General features: G+C 67.0%; 14 protein-coding genes. 5 read left to right on the top strand and 9 right to left on the bottom strand.

The genetic code is table 11. The features are described from left to right. The first annotated feature begins 8 nt into the window (after nucleotides 1-8). Nucleotides 9-452: a cyclic nucleotide-binding domain-containing protein gene (locus BRAO375_RS30840; protein ID WP_035643151.1), complete on the top strand. Its 444-nt coding sequence runs from the start codon at nucleotides 9-11 to the stop codon at nucleotides 450-452. Nucleotides 453-648: 196 nt separating this feature from the next. Here the strand turns inward: BRAO375_RS30840 and BRAO375_RS30835 are convergent, their stop codons facing one another. From BRAO375_RS30835 to rsmI, 4 genes are all read right to left on the bottom strand, one after another. After that, nucleotides 649-1,464: an exodeoxyribonuclease III gene (locus BRAO375_RS30835; protein ID WP_009031345.1), complete on the bottom strand. Its 816-nt coding sequence runs from the start codon at nucleotides 1,462-1,464 to the stop codon at nucleotides 649-651. A 426-nt stretch (nucleotides 1,465-1,890) separates the two neighbouring features. After that, nucleotides 1,891-2,832 carry a glutathione synthase gene (gene gshB, locus BRAO375_RS30830; RefSeq protein ID WP_009031343.1) on the bottom strand — a complete coding sequence of 314 codons (942 nt, stop codon included), beginning with the start codon at nucleotides 2,830-2,832 and terminating at the stop codon, nucleotides 1,891-1,893. 33 nt (nucleotides 2,833-2,865) lie between these two features. After that, a complete protein-coding gene (locus tag BRAO375_RS30825) occupies nucleotides 2,866-3,300 on the bottom strand; it encodes a YraN family protein (protein WP_009031342.1) in 435 nt (144 codons plus the stop codon). Further along, nucleotides 3,287-4,246 (bottom strand): 16S rRNA (cytidine(1402)-2'-O)-methyltransferase, encoded by a 960-nt coding sequence (gene rsmI, locus BRAO375_RS30820; protein WP_052536165.1) that lies wholly within the window; start codon nucleotides 4,244-4,246, stop codon nucleotides 3,287-3,289. Before rsmI ends, BRAO375_RS30825 begins: the two co-directional genes overlap by 14 nt. A gap of 301 nt (nucleotides 4,247-4,547) precedes the next feature. Here rsmI and BRAO375_RS30815 point away from each other — a divergent pair, with 301 nt between their 5' ends. Beyond that, nucleotides 4,548-5,756: a penicillin-binding protein activator gene (locus BRAO375_RS30815; RefSeq protein WP_009031340.1), complete on the top strand. Its 1,209-nt coding sequence runs from the start codon at nucleotides 4,548-4,550 to the stop codon at nucleotides 5,754-5,756. 306 nt (nucleotides 5,757-6,062) lie between these two features. On the opposite strand, the gene hemW is transcribed toward BRAO375_RS30815, so the two are convergent. Genes hemW through rph form a run of 3 tightly spaced genes read right to left on the bottom strand, consistent with a single transcriptional unit; the run spans nucleotide 6,063 to nucleotide 8,561 of the window. Next, on the bottom strand, nucleotides 6,063-7,220 hold the full coding sequence (hemW, locus tag BRAO375_RS30810) for a radical SAM family heme chaperone HemW (protein WP_009031339.1): 1,158 nt from the start codon (nucleotides 7,218-7,220) through the stop codon (nucleotides 6,063-6,065). Continuing rightward, complete coding sequence (gene rdgB, locus BRAO375_RS30805) at nucleotides 7,207-7,851, bottom strand: RdgB/HAM1 family non-canonical purine NTP pyrophosphatase (protein WP_009031338.1); 645 nt, start codon at nucleotides 7,849-7,851, stop codon at nucleotides 7,207-7,209. The genes hemW and rdgB overlap by 14 nt, the downstream gene beginning before the upstream one ends. Next, nucleotides 7,848-8,561, bottom strand: a complete 714-nt coding sequence (gene rph / locus BRAO375_RS30800) for a ribonuclease PH (RefSeq protein WP_009031337.1) — start codon at nucleotides 8,559-8,561, stop codon at nucleotides 7,848-7,850. Before rph ends, rdgB begins: the two co-directional genes overlap by 4 nt. A gap of 187 nt (nucleotides 8,562-8,748) precedes the next feature. Between rph and hrcA the strand changes: the two genes are divergently transcribed. The 3 genes from hrcA (at nucleotide 8,749) to BRAO375_RS30785 (ending at nucleotide 12,441) form a co-directional block, all read left to right on the top strand. Continuing rightward, nucleotides 8,749-9,837 carry a heat-inducible transcriptional repressor HrcA gene (gene hrcA / locus BRAO375_RS30795; RefSeq protein WP_009031336.1) on the top strand — a complete coding sequence of 363 codons (1,089 nt, stop codon included), beginning with the start codon at nucleotides 8,749-8,751 and terminating at the stop codon, nucleotides 9,835-9,837. Between the two features lie 130 nt (nucleotides 9,838-9,967). Next, on the top strand, nucleotides 9,968-10,588 hold the full coding sequence (gene grpE, locus BRAO375_RS30790) for a nucleotide exchange factor GrpE (RefSeq protein WP_009031335.1): 621 nt from the start codon (nucleotides 9,968-9,970) through the stop codon (nucleotides 10,586-10,588). Between the two features lie 332 nt (nucleotides 10,589-10,920). After that, complete coding sequence (locus BRAO375_RS30785) at nucleotides 10,921-12,441, top strand: hypothetical protein (RefSeq protein WP_009031334.1); 1,521 nt, start codon at nucleotides 10,921-10,923, stop codon at nucleotides 12,439-12,441. On the opposite strand, the gene BRAO375_RS30780 is transcribed toward BRAO375_RS30785, so the two are convergent. Together BRAO375_RS30780 and BRAO375_RS30775 are read right to left on the bottom strand one after the other, a co-directional pair. Continuing rightward, on the bottom strand, nucleotides 12,442-13,041 hold the full coding sequence (locus BRAO375_RS30780; RefSeq protein ID WP_009031333.1) for a class I SAM-dependent methyltransferase: 600 nt from the start codon (nucleotides 13,039-13,041) through the stop codon (nucleotides 12,442-12,444). It lies immediately after the preceding gene. Continuing rightward, complete coding sequence (locus tag BRAO375_RS30775) at nucleotides 13,038-14,084, bottom strand: glycosyltransferase family 2 protein (RefSeq protein ID WP_009031332.1); 1,047 nt, start codon at nucleotides 14,082-14,084, stop codon at nucleotides 13,038-13,040. Before BRAO375_RS30775 ends, BRAO375_RS30780 begins: the two co-directional genes overlap by 4 nt. Nucleotides 14,085-14,326: the final 242 nt, after the last annotated feature.

The raw sequence follows: 14,326 nt of genomic DNA, 5'->3' as shown, positions 1-14,326 counted from the left end.
GGCCCTCGATGTCGATCGAAGACGATATTGCGCTGTTGGAGCGCGTCCCGACCCTGCGTCTGTTGGGAAGCGATTCGCTGCGCATGATCGCCATCGGCTCCGAGCAGCGTAACATCCAGAGTGGCGAGACCCTGTTCCGCGAGGGCGACACGGCCGATTGCGGCTATGTCGTCCAGCGCGGCGCGCTGCGCATCAGCGACGAGGTCGGCGCCGAGATCGTCGCCAAGCCCAGCATGCTAATCGGCGAGCTCGCGCTCCTGGTCGAGATGCGCCGCCCGGCGACCGCCACCGCGCTGGAATATTCCACCGTGGTTCGGATCTCGCGCAGCCTGTTTCAGCGCGTGCTCGAGAGCGACGCCGTGGCGGCACGCCGCCTGCGCGACGAGTTCGCCCACCGCGCCAACCGCATCGCCAACGACATCCTGATGGCCGGCGCCAAGCTGACGTCGTGATCGGGCCAGTCATCGGGCCGCGCGTCCTCCGTCATTCCGGGGCAAGGCCGCAGGCCTTGAACCCGGAATCCAGAGCTTGTCTTGCGCACGTGCTCAACCATCTCGAGATTCCGGGTTCAATCGCCAAAGCGCAGTCGCGCTTTGACGATTGCCCCGGAATGACGACCAGGATGCAGCTCACAGCGAAGCCGGTCCGTCACACGTCCAGCGTCACCGTGACCGGCACGTGGTCTGACGGCCGCTCCCAGCTGCGCGCATCGCGCAGGATCTTGAAATCGCTGACCCGGTCCTTCAGCGCGCGTGACACCCAGATGTGGTCGAGCCTTCGGCCGCGATCGCCCACGGTCCAGTCGGCGGCGCGGTAGCTCCACCAGGTGTAGACCTTCTCCGACATCGGGATGCGCTCGCGCGCGACATCGACCCATTCGCCATGGGTCTGTGCGGCGAGCAGCTTCTCGGTTTCGACCGGCGTGTGCGACACCACCTTCAGCAGCTGCTTGTGCGACCAGACATCGTGCTCATGCGGCGCGACGTTGAGGTCGCCGACCAGGATGTGGCGGTCGTCGCCGCGTGGATGCAGCGGCTCGCACGCCTTCATCTCGTCGAGGAATTGCAGCTTGTGCTCGAACTTCGGATTGAGCGCGGGGTCGGGAATGTCGCCGCCGGCCGGCACGTAGAAATTATGCAGCACCAAGGGCTGCGCCAGCTGCGCCTTCTCGCCGAACGACACGGAGATGTGACGGGAATCCACTTTGTCGCAGAAGGTGCGGACGTTCGTCTCCTCGAACGGCCATTTCGAGATGACGGCCACGCCGTGATAGCCCTTCTGCCCGTTGAGCGCGACGTGCTCATAGCCGAGCCGCTTGAAGCGCTTCAGCGGGAAGGCGTCGTCGATGCACTTGGTTTCCTGCAGGCACAGCACATCGGGCCGGACCTGCTTGACGAGCTTGGCGACGAGGTCGATGCGCAGCCGCACCGAGTTGATGTTCCAGGTGGTCAGGACGAGACGCATGAGGATGGCGTCATAGCATGGAATGCGATGGCGTCAGCATCGCCGCTACGCGTCTGGCCCATCAGGCTTGTTGTGTCAGCCTGCTTATCCCCAGCTCTGCCGCCGCGCCGCGCTCCGCAGTAGACCCTCATGGTGAGGAGCGCCGAAGGCGCGTCTCGAACCATGAGGCCCGAGTGGGGCCTCGCCCTTCGAGACGCCCGCCTTCGGCGTGCTCCTCAGGGTGAGGGGAGACAGATGTGCTCGTGATGTGAGAGGCAGACCTGTCCTCCTCACCGCCCGCAAATGCACCAACACTGTTTCCTCCGTCATTGCGAGCGAAGCGAAGCAATCCAGGGTGGTGGGCGGGACTCTGGATTGCGTCGCGTCGCTCGCAATGACGGTTGAGAAACCATCTTGGAAGCAAAGCTCTCTCGACCGGGACGCAGCTCAGCGCCGCTTGGCCTCGATCACGTCCCACACACGCGCGGCGATATCCGGGCCGCCGAGCCGGGCGATCGCGCGGATGCCGGTCGGCGAGGTGACGTTGATCTCGGTGAGGTTGCCGTCGATCACGTCGATGCCGACCAGCAGCAGGCCGCGCGCGCGCAGCTCCGGGCCGAGCGTGTCGCAGATCTCGCGCTCGCGCGCGCTGAGGTCAGTGGCCTGTGCAGCGCCGCCGCGCACCATGTTGGAGCGCAGATCGTCGGCCGCGGGCACGCGGTTGACGGCGCCGGCGAACTCGCCATCGACCAGGATGATACGCTTGTCGCCATGCTTCACCTCGGGGAGGAAGCGTTGGATCACCCAGGGCTCCTTGAAGGTCACCGAGAACATGTCGAACAGCGAGCCGAAATTCATGTCCTGCGGCATCACCCGGAATACCGCCGCGCCGCCATGGCCATGCAGCGGCTTCATCACCACGGCGCCGTGCTGATCGCGGAAGGCGTTGATCTCGTCGAGATCGCGCGAGATCAGCGTCGGCGGCATCAGCTGCGGAAAATTCATCACGAACAGCTTTTCCGGCGCATTGCGCACGCTGGCGGGATCGTTGACCACCAGCGTCTTCGGATGGATGCGCTCGAGGAAATGCGTCGAGGTGATGTAGGCGAGATCGAACGGCGGGTCCTGGCGCAGCAGCACGACATCGAACGAGGTGAGCGCCGTCGGCTTCGGCTCGCCGAGCGTGAAGTGGTCGCCGACCTGGTCGCGCACCGTCAGCGCCTGCACGGGCGCGACCACCTCCTCGCCGCGCAGCGACAGCTTGTCAGGCGTGTAGTAGCACAGCCCGTGCCCACGCCGCTGCGCCTCGAGCAGCATCGCAAACGTCGAGTCGCCGCGGATGTTGATGCGCGAGATGGGGTCCATCTGGACGGCGACATTCAGTTTCATGGGCAGGTCCCGGTGTGTCTGCGGTGGGTCGTGTCAGGGGCTGGCGTCGAAGGCTGCCATGAGATGGCGCGGCAGGCTGCGCGGCGCAACCAGAATCGCGTCGAACCGCAGCTCCAATTCGGCATGGTCGGGATGCGCCATCAGCCAGGCCTGCGCGGCATCGATGATGCGCTGCTGCTGGCGTGGCGTCACGGCGTAGGCGGCGTCATCGAGCGAGGCGCGCGCCTTGACCTCGACGAAGGCGACGAGCCCGCGCTTGCGCGCGATGAGATCGATCTCGCCCTGCGGCGTGCGGAAGCGCTTGGCCAGGATGCAGTAGCCCTTGGCGATCAAGAGCGCTGCCGCGCGCGCCTCGGCCGACAACCCGGTGCGGAAGGCCGCGACGCGCTCGGGCGCGGCGGCCTTCACAGCCTTTTCCGGCTTCGCAGCTTTGGCAGGCTTGTCGGTGGCGCGCTCAGTGTTCGCCATCGCCCTCTCCCGCACGGACGTCCTTGGCGAGCGCGAGCGCACGCGCATAAACCTCACGCCGCGGCCGGCGCGACAGCTCGACGGCATGCATCACGGCGTCCTTGACGCTCGACCGCTGCAGCAGATCGGCGAGCAGCGCGTCGACAGCGTCGTCGGTCATGGCCTCGGCATCGCGCGGCGGCGGTCCGATCACCAGCACGAACTCGCCGCGCGTCTCGAGACCGTCGGCTTGCGCTGCAAGCTCGGCGATGGCTCCGCGCAACACTTCCTCATGCAGCTTGGTCAGCTCGCGACAGATCGCGGCCTGGCGTCCCGCCATGGCATCGGCGAGGTCGGCCAGCGTCTCCTGCACGCGGCTGCCTGCCTCGAACAGCACCAGCGTCGCGTCAACTCGCGCGAGCTCAGCGAGCCGGGTGCGTCGCGCCTGCTGCTTGGCCGGCAAGAAGCCTTCGAAGAAGAAGCGATCCGTCGGCAAGGCCGCAACGCTCAGCGCCGCCAGCACGGCCGACGGTCCCGGCAGCGCAGTCACGGCATGGCCGGCCTCGCACGCCGCGCGCACCAGCTTGTAGCCGGGATCGGAGATCAGCGGTGTGCCGGCGTCGGACACCAGTGCGATCGCGGCGCCCTCCGACAGGCGCTGCAGGATCTTTGGTCTGACAGCTTCGGCGTTGTGCTCATGATAGGCGGCGAGCTCCGCACCGAGGCCATAGCGCTCGGTCAGCCGCCGCGTGATTCGCGTGTCCTCACAGAAGATGACGTCGGCGCCGGCCAGCGTTTCGAGCGCGCGCAAGGTGATGTCGCCGAGATTGCCGATCGGCGTCGCCACGAGGTGCAGGCCGGGCCGCGTTCTGTGCGCCGCAATGCGCTGTCCCGCCACCAGATAAGTCCATGTGGTGGAAGATTTGCCGTCATCCGGCGATACGTTCGGGATTGCCTTGGCGCCCATCGGGGTAATTTAAAGTGGCGGACAGGGGAATGCCACCGGTGAACGATCGTGCGGCGAAATTGAAGTTCCGGCTCGGCGCGGGGTTTCACCGTTCATCGGGGATTCAAGTGCGAGGCCGCATCCAATGCGGTGGTCGTGAGCGGGGGATAGAGCGTGCAAAACGTCGATTTGATCGCCGGTGTGGCCCTGACAGCCTTTTGTTTTGCTTAACTATTCGTCGACAATATGAATCAGATCGCAAACGCTTTCGGGCGTGCGATTGGGGAACTTCTGGCCGCTATCGGCCGAGCGAAGAGATGCCATGACTGGCCCGAATGATCCCAAGTCTCATCGTCCGGGAGCCCCTGCGGTTGCCCGACGAACGGCGCTTGGCCTGATCGTCGGCGCGCCGCTGCTATCGGCGTGCTCCAATGTGCAGCAGGGCTTCAACCCGTTCGAGCAGCCCACCGCGCCGTCCGGTCCGCCGCAGCAGCCTGCGGTCGCGGGCAACGGTCAGGTGAAGGTCGGACTGATTCTGCCGCTGTCGGCCTCCGGCAATGCCGGAGTGGCGGCGCAATCGATGAAGAACGCCGCCGAGATGGCGCTCGCCGAGTTTCAAAATCCCAACATTCAGCTGCTGATCAAGGACGATGCCGGCAGCCCGCAAGGTGCACAACAAGGTGCACAGCAGGCCTGCGACGAGGGTGCCGAGATCCTGCTCGGGCCGCTGTTCGCGGGCTCGGTGCCGGCGACCTCGCAAGTGGCGCGCACGCGCAACATCTCGGTGATCGCGTTCTCGACCGATTCGAGCGTGGCCGGGCGCGGCGTGTATCTGCTGAGCTTCCTGCCGGAGTCCGATGCCACCCGCATCGTCGACTACTCCGCCAGCGTCGGTAAACGCTCCTTCGCGGCGCTGCTGCCAGACAATCCCTACGGCACCGTCGTGGAAGGCGCGTTCAAGACCGCGGTCAGCCGGCGCGGCGGGCGTATCGTGGCGTTCGAGAAATACGCCGGCGATCGCACCATGGCGGCGCGCGCCGTCGCGCAGTCGCTCGGCGGCGCCGACGCGCTGCTGCTGGCGGATGACGGCGAATCGGTCGTGGCGACGGCAGATGCGCTGACTGCAGCGGGCGCGAACCTGCGCAACATCCAACTGCTCGGCACCGGGCTGTGGGACAATCCGCGCGTCTACAACAGCGCCAGCCTGCAGGGCGGCCTGTACGCCGCGCCGGATCCGTCGGGCTTCCGCGCCTTCGCCGGCCGCTACCGCACGCGCTTCGGCGGCGATCCCGTGCGCACGGCGACCCTGGCCTATGACGCAGTCGCGCTGGTCGCCGCGCTGGCGCGCACCCAAGGCGCGCAGCGCTTCGCGCCCGACGTGCTGACCAATGCCTCCGGCTTCGCCGGCATCGACGGCCTGTTCCGCTTCCGAAGCGACGGTACCAATGAGCGCGGCCTCGCGGTGATGCGTGTCGGTTCGGGCGGCGGCCAGGCAGTGGCCGGCGCGCCGAAGAGTTTCAGCGCGACGTAGGCCGTTCAGCGTGGCTTGTTCGGCTCCATAGAGGCGACCACGCTGGTCGTGCTGCAACCAAACGCGCTGTCGGCCGATTGGCGGCCCCTGCTCTGTCCTCCGTCATTGCGAGCGTAGCGAAGCAATCCAGGGTGGCGTGCGGGACTCTGGATTGCTTCGCTGCGCTCGCAATGACGCAGGAAGCAGTCTCGGCGCCTTGTTGACAGGGGAGAGGACGGATTCGAGGCCTCATGGTTTGTCACCGTGAGGGATTAGGCCCGACACGATCGCTGCTCATGCACCCACGAGCCGCCCCCTCGCCAAAGCTCACGCCGCGAGGTCGGCGACGACGGCGTCGAGCACGGGAAAGCCGTCCTGGGTGACGCGCAGGCGGCCGTCCGGCTCGACGGCGATGGCGCCCTCCTCACGCAGCAGCGCGATGCGGCGCGGGTCGAGCGTCCGTCCGGAGATTGCGGCATAGCGCTTGGGATCGATGCCTTCGCGCAGGCGCAGTCCCATCAGCAGGAATTCGTCGGCGCGCTCTTCGCTGTTGAGCAGATCGTCGGTCATCACGCCGTGCCCGTTTGTTTCCACCCGCATCAGCCAGGCTTCCGGCCGCTTGTCGGTGGCAGTGGCGCGGCGGACGCCATCGATGTCGAGCCGGCCGTGGGCGCCCGGGCCGATGCCGGCATATTCCTGACCGCGCCAATAGATGAGATTGTGCCGGCACTCCGCGCCCGGACGCGCATGGTTGGAGATCTCGTACGCCGGCAATCCGTGACGCGCGCAGATCTCCTGCGTCACGTCGTACAGCGTACGCGCCAGCCCCTCATCCGGCGTCTTCAGCTTGCCGGCGGCGTGCAGGCCGAAGAACGGCGTGCCCTCCTCGATCGTCAGCTGATACAGCGACAGATGCTCCGCCGCCTCGCCGATCGCGCGCGATAACTCCTCGGTCCACATGGCAGGCGTCTGGTCGGGCCGCGCGTAGATCAGGTCGAAGGAATAGCGATCGAATGCGCCGCGCGCGATCGCGACCGCCTTCATCGCCTCCTCGGCAGTATGCAGCCGTCCCAGCATCTTCAGCGACGCGTCGTCCATCGCCTGGACGCCGAGCGAGGCGCGGTTGACGCCGGCCGCGCGATAGCCGGCAAAGCGGGTGGCTTCGACGCTGGTCGGATTGGCTTCCAGCGACACCTCGACATCAGGAGCGACGTGCCAGTGCTTGCCGATCGCGTCGAGAATGGCGCCGACGGTCTGCGGCTGCATCAGCGAGGGCGTGCCGCCGCCGAGAAAGATCGAGCTGACGGTGCGCGGCCCCGTGCGCGCGGCGGTGCTGGCGATCTCCTGCGCGAAAGCGCGAGCGAAGCGGTCCTGGTCGATGGCGGCGTGGCGGACGTGGCTGTTGAAGTCGCAATACGGACATTTCGACAGGCAGAACGGCCAGTGCACATAGACGCCGAACGCTTCGCTGTCAGCGCTGCTCAAGACAGATCTCCGCGAGCTTCACGAAGGCACGGGCCCGGTGCGACAGGCCGAGGCCGAGCGGGGGCAGACCGTGCTTCTCGATGCTGGTCATCTCGCCGAAGGTGCGGTCATGGCCATCGGGCAGGAACATCGGGTCGTAGCCGAACCCGGCGGTGCCGCGCGGCGGCCATACCAGAGTGCCGTCGACGCGCGCCTCGACCTCCTCGATGTGGCCATCCGGCCAGGCGACGCACAGCGCCGACACGAAATGCGCGGTGCGCTTGTCGGCACCGGTGGCGCCGCGCTCCTGCAGCAGACGCTCGATCTGGGCCATGGCGGCGCCGAAATCCTTGCCCGGACCGGCCCAACGGGCCGAGTAGATGCCCGGCGCGCCGTCGAGCGCATGGACGACAATGCCGGAATCATCGGCGAACGCCGGCAGCCGCGCGGCTTCCGCGGCGGCGACGGCCTTGATGCGCGCATTGGCCTGGAAGGTGTCGCCGGTCTCCTCCGGCTCGCCCAGCCCCAGCTCGCCGGCCGAGACCGCCTCGACGCCATACGGCGCCAGCAGCTCGCGCATCTCGACGAGCTTGCCGGAATTATGGGTCGCGATGACGATGCGCCCGCTGATCTGGCGGTGGTTGCTGCTCACGCGACCGCCATCTTCTGCAGGTCGACCAGCCGTCCGACGCCCTTGCGCGCCAGCGCCATCAGCGCCAGGAACTCGGCCTCGCTGAACGGGGTCTTCTCCGCGGTGCCCTGCACCTCGATGATGCGGCCGTCGCCGGTCATGACGAAATTGGCGTCGGTCTCGGCCTCGGAATCCTCGGCGTAATCGAGGTCGAGCACCGGGGTGCCGTTGTAGATGCCGCAGGAGACAGCGGCGACGTTGGCGCGCAGCACCTCGGTCTTGATCATGTTGCGCGCCTTCATCCAGCGGATGCAGTCGGCCAGCGCCACCCAGGCGCCGGTGATCGAGGCGGTGCGGGTGCCGCCATCGGCCTGCAGCACGTCGCAGTCAACCGTGATCTGGCGCTCGCCGAGCGCCTCCAGGTCGATCGCGGTGCGCAGCGAGCGGCCGATCAGGCGCTGAATCTCGACGGTGCGGCCGGTCTGCTTGCCCGACGACGCCTCGCGGCGGGTGCGTTCCAGGGTGGCGCGCGGCAGCATGCCGTATTCGGCGGTGATCCAGCCGCGGCCCTGCCCCTTGAGCCAGGGCGGCAGCCGGTCCTCCAGCGTGGCCGTGACCAGCACATGGGTGTCGCCGAACTTCACCAAGCACGAGCCCTCGGCGTATTTCACGACGCCGCGTTCCAGGCTCACGGCCCGCATTTCGTCCGGTGCACGGCGGCTCGGCCGCATGGGTTCTCTCCGTGAATAAAGGCGAATGACGTCTTGACCGGCCTTGTAGGAGCCGGGGCCGGCAGCGGCAAGGGCTTAATCAGGGCTCAATCGGCCGCGAATCACGCCACCAGCCGCCCGCAAGATCGGCTTGCCACCGAGCCGCCGCATGGCCAAATTATATGCAGATGGGTGAGGAGGATATCTGGTGGCCCACCACGATCCGATCAACCTGATGACACCGCCGGCGGGGCTCGCGCAGCTCAACGAGCGCTCGCGCGAGATCTTCCGCCAGATCGTCGAGAGCTATCTGGCGACCGGCGAGCCGGTCGGCTCGCGCAACATCTCGCGGCTGATCGCGGTTCCCTTGTCGCCGGCCTCCGTGCGCAACGTGATGGCCGACCTGGAGCAGCTCGGCCTGATCTATGCGCCGCACACCTCGGCCGGCCGGCTGCCGACCGAGGCGGGCCTGCGCTTCTTCGTCGATGCCCTGATGCAGGTCGGCGACATGACAGAAGCGGAGCGGCAGGCGATCCAGAGCCAGCTCGCCACCGTCGGCCGCGCGCAGTCGGTCGAAGCCGCGCTGGACGAGGCGTTGACGCGACTGTCGGGCCTGACCCGTGCCGCCGCCGTGGTGCTCACCGCCAAGTCCAACACGCGGCTGAAGCACATCGAGTTCGTGCGGCTGGAGCCGGAGCAGGCCCTCGTCGTGCTGGTCGGCGAGGACGGGCAAGTCGAGAATCGCGTGCTCACGCTGCCGCCCGGCGTGCCCTCGTCGGCGCTGACGGAGGCCTCCAATTTCCTCAATGCGCGGATTCGTGGGCGCACCTTGGCGGAAGCGCGCCTGGAGCTCGAGACCGCGCTGGCGCAGGATCGCGCCGAGCTGGATCAACTGACGCAGAAGGTGATCGCGGCTGGCGTCGCGAGCTGGTCCGGCGGCGACAGCGACGATCGCCAGCTGATCGTGCGCGGCCACGCCAACCTGCTCGAGGATCTGCACGCGCTCGAGGATCTCGAACGCGTCCGGCGGCTGTTCGACGATCTCGAGACCAAGCGCGGCGTCGTCGATCTGCTCGGCCGCGCCGAAAGCGCCGAGGGCGTGCGCATCTTCATCGGCTCGGAGAACAAACTGTTCTCGCTGTCCGGCTCGTCGACGATCGTTTCGCCTTATTCCGACGCCACGGGACGTATCGTCGGCGTGCTCGGCGTCATCGGCCCGACCCGACTGAACTATGCCCGGGTCATTCCGACGGTCGATTATGCCGCGCGCCTGCTCAGCCGCCTGATGGGCGGCTGACATCCGACATGGTTAACCCGACGACAGCGCCCCTGGCGCAAACGCCAGGTCGCGCTTGATTTTCGTGGTTCAAAGCACGATATCCCGCCCGACATCCCCAGAACCCGCCGAACTTGCGAGAAGTCTGTCCATGACCGATCCCGACCTGCATCAGAACGATCCGGAAAACCCGGCGCAGGCCAGCGAACCCGTCGTCTCGAAGCCCTATATCATGCCCGACGACCCCGAGACCGGCTCGGCCGAGGCCTATGCGAAGGAAGCGGCCGAGGCGCGTGACAAGATGCTGCGCACGCTGGCGGAGATGGAGAACCTGCGCAAGCGCACCGCTCGCGAGGTCGCGGACGCGCGGATGTACGGCATCACCGGCTTTGCCCGTGACGTGCTCGACATCGCCGACAATCTGCAGCGTGCGCTCGATGCGGTGCCAGCGGAAACGCGCGACAACGCCGATCCCGGCCTGAAGTCGCTGATCGAGGGCGTCGAGCTCACCGAGCGCTCGCTGCTCAACACGCTGGAGAAGAACGGCGTCAAGAAGTTCGATCCGACGGGCCAGAAGTTCGACCCGAACTTCCAGCAGGCCATGTACGAGGTCCCTGATGCGTCAGTGCCGTCAGGCACCGTGGTGCAGGTCGTGCAGGCCGGCTTCATGATCGGCGAGCGCGTGCTGCGCCCGGCCCTGGTCGGCGTCTCCAAGGGCGGCGCCAAGGCTGCGCCGTCGGCGAGTAACGACCAGTCGAACAGCGCAGCGTGACGCGGCTCGCGCTGGATCAGTAAAGTCCACGCTTTTGGTGATGAGGCGCCGATCCGGTCCGGATGCGGCGCCTCACTGGTGTTTGAGCCGCAGCCGCATTCCAAACCCGAGATCGTCATCGCCGGGCTTGACCCGGCGATCCATCCCCCTGTGCGAGAGTCATCCGAAGCGGATGGACCCCCGGGCCTTCGCCGCGCCGAAGGGGCTTCGGCCCCGCAGGCGGGTCAAGCCCGGGGGTGACCAGGGGGGCTGGCCGAAAAGCCGGCAGCCGCAGCACATCGCGCCTTAACCAACCTCCGCTAGTTTGCGACCATTCTCGCAGAGGAGGTCCCATGAGCACTCCGATCGACGCCGTGACGCGCCAGACGTTGGCTCCGCCCGCGCGGGCGAGCGTGGCGGTCGCGCCGTGGCTGCTGATCGGCGCCGTGTTCGCGGTGGCCATCCTGCTGCGCCAAATCGTGCCGCTGAACACTGACGTCAGCTGGCTGCTGGTCGTCGGCGAGCGCATGCTCGACGGTCAGAAGCTCTACCGCGACATCATCGAGATCAATCCGCCGATGGCGGCGTTCGCGTATCTTCCCGGCGTCGCGCTGGGCCGTGTGCTGCATGTCGACGCTCGCCACGTCATCGATGCGCAGCTGTTGCTGCTCGCGGCAGCCTCGCTCTACGCCACGTCGCGCATCATCCGGCTGTCGCCAAGGTCGGCCGCGCTGAACTGGGGCCCGTTCGCGATCTGGGCCGCCGCGGTCGTGACGATCCTGCCGATGCATGTGTTCGGCCAGCGCGAGCATATTGCGACGCTCACCTTCCTGCCGGGGCTCGCCGTGTATGCGCTGCGCAGCAATCGCGATGATGTCCCGGCGTGGGCCATCCTGGCGGCCGGCATCGGCGTCGGCATCACCCTCGCCTTCAAGCCGTTCTTCACGTTCCCGGCCGCGTTCTGCATCCTGGCGGGCGCCCTTCGCGCGCGCAGCTGGCGTCAGCTGTTCGCGCCGGAGAACATCATCGCCGGCGTGGTCGTGTGCAGTGTGAGCCTCGGGACCTATCTGCTCTATCCCGAATACTTCACCGTGACCTATCCGCTGGTGCGCGACACCTACCTGTCGTGGTCGATGTCACCGTCGGTCATCTTCGTCAACGCAGCGACGCTGCTGCTCGCCGTCGCGCTCGCATCGGTGGCGCTGACGCGGCGCGGCCGGCTCGATGGGCCGCTGCTGGTGCTCGTGCTGGCGTCGATCGGCTTCGCGATCTCGTTCTATCTGCAGCGGCGCGGCTGGTCGTATCATTCCTATCCGATGGTCGCCGTGGCCATGCTGACCATGGGTTATGCGATGCTTTGTCAGGCCGATCCGGGCGCGTCGGTCCGCCGCTCCGGAGTCGCGTCAATGCTGATTCTGACGGCCGCCTTTGCGCTCGGCCTGCAATGGTTCAACACCCGCGTTGATGTCGGGCCGCTGCCGGAGGCGATGGCCAAGCTCAAGCCGCGTCCGCGTCCGCGCCTGCTGATGCTGAGCGGCGAGGCGGCGATCGGCCATCCGCTGGTGCGGGACCTCGGCGGCACCTGGGTGTCGCGGCAAGAGAATCTGTGGATCCGCGAATTCGTCCGGCTGACGCGCGGGCGGACCGCGGTCGATGCGGCCACCGATGCGAAGCTGAACGGCTATCTGGCGCTGGAGCGCAACTGGCTGATCGAGGACTTCAAGGCGGTCACGCCCGACATCGTGCTGGTCGACAATCTGCGCAATGGCTGGGGCGACTGGGCGCGCGCCGATGCCGAGCTGGTCGAGCTGCTCAAGCCGTATCGGCTGGTCGGCACCGTCGAGGGGATCGACATCCTCGAACGGACGAATTGATTATTTCTGCGCGACGCCGATCGCGAACGTGTAGGGCACGCGCGAGTAGTCGTCGTGAATCTCCAGCCTCACGCGGCTGAAGGCGCTGCGCAGCAGGTCGTAATAGCCGGCGCGGTCGCGCACGAAATCGCCGCGGTCGTTATCGAGCAGCCATTTCGCGATCCGCGACTGCCCCTCGCGATAGCAGCCGTCGAGCGTGAACAGCGCGCCATCGGCGGCGAGCACGTCGCGGATGTTGGCGAGCGTCGTCTTCAGCTCGTCATCGCCAATGTGATGCAGCACGCCGTTCATCATCACGACGTCGGCGCCGGCGAACTCCCTCGCTGCGGCCGCATCGAAGTGGCGGCAATGGAATGCACCGAGATGACCGAACGAACGCTGCGCATGGGCGATGTAGGCCGCGTCGACATCGAAGCCGATATAGCCGACACCCTCGGGCAGATGGCGCAGGATGTAGCCGGGGCCGCAGCCGATATCGATGATGCGCATGCCCGGGCGCAGCGTCAGATAATCGCGGATGGCCTTGATCCGCGCCCCGAAGAAGCCGCCGGCGTTCTGATACGCCTGGTACAGCGTCGGGTGTTTCAACAGCTCCTTCACGAGGAGGCCTCCTCGTGGAGCGAGCGGCGCAACTCCGGCCCGGACTGCGCCAGCAGGGTATTGAGCGGCGGGCTCTCGGTCTCCATCAGCGCATCGGTCGACAGCTGTGGCACGCGGCCGCGGCGGTGAATCTGCGAGATCATGAACAGCGGCCGGTTCTTGGACTGGATGTAGATCCGGCCGACATATTCGCCGATCAGTCCAAGCACGAGCAGCTGCACCGAGGAGATCATCACCACCAAGAGCGTCAGGCTGGTCCAGCCCGGCACGGTGCCGGAGAAGATCCAGCTGATCACGGCGGCGATGCCGACGAAGCTCAGCACCGTCGTCAAGAGCGCACCGACATAGGTCGCGATCCGCAACGGCACCATGGAGAAAGAGATCAGCGCGTCGGCCGCGAAGCTGATCATCTTGAGCAGCGGATATTTGGTGCTGCCGGCGAAGCGCGGCTCGCGGTCGTATTCGAACGCGACCTGCTTGTAGCCGAGCCAGGCGACCATGCCGCGGATGAAGCGGTCGTGCTCCGGCATCTGCACCAGCTGGTCCGAGATGCGCCGGCTCATCAGCCGGAAATCACCGGTGTCGACGGGGATCTGTACGCGGGTGATCCGGGCGAGCAGGCGATAGAAGGCCTCGGCCGACCATGTCTTGAAGCGGGTCTCGCCGGCGCGGCTGCGACGCTGGCCATAGACGACGTCGGCGCCTTCGCGCGCCATCATCTCGTACATCGGTGTCAGCAGCTCCGGCGGATCCTGCAGGTCGGCGTCGATTACCAGCACGAGGTCACCGCGCACATTGGACAGGCCGGCGGTGAGCGCCAGTTGATGGCCGTGATTGCGCGCCAGCTTGACGGCGACCACGTTGCGGTCCTCGGCGAGCAGCTGATTGATGATGCTCCAGGTGCCGTCGGTCGAGCCGTCGTCGACCAGGATCAGCTCGAACTTGTTGCCGCACAGCGCGCGCGCCGCCGCCGTGGTCCGGCGATGAAACTCGCGCAGGCCGTCGGCCTCGTTGTAGCAGGGCACAACGATCGAGACGAACATCCTGCCGGGGCGCGGCGTCTCGTCCTGCTGCTCTGTCAAAATCGGAGGCCTCATGCGACCGCGACGGGGGTTCGGCTGAGCCGCGAGTGTCGGGCACGGGCAGTTAATTGTTCATCAATCCCGGTCGCGAGCCAGTCGGATTCGTGCAGTGGCACAGCGTCGCGACGACGCAGACCTCCGGTTAAGCATTTGCCGGCTATTGAGGGCGTGACGGGGACAGGCCGCGGGCCTGCCATTGCCGA

Source organism: Bradyrhizobium sp. ORS 375, assembly GCF_000239775.1.
GTDB lineage: Bacteria > Pseudomonadota > Alphaproteobacteria > Rhizobiales > Xanthobacteraceae > Bradyrhizobium.
Note: the sequence above shows the minus strand (reverse complement) of the source record. Positions and strands in the feature narration are given on the sequence as shown.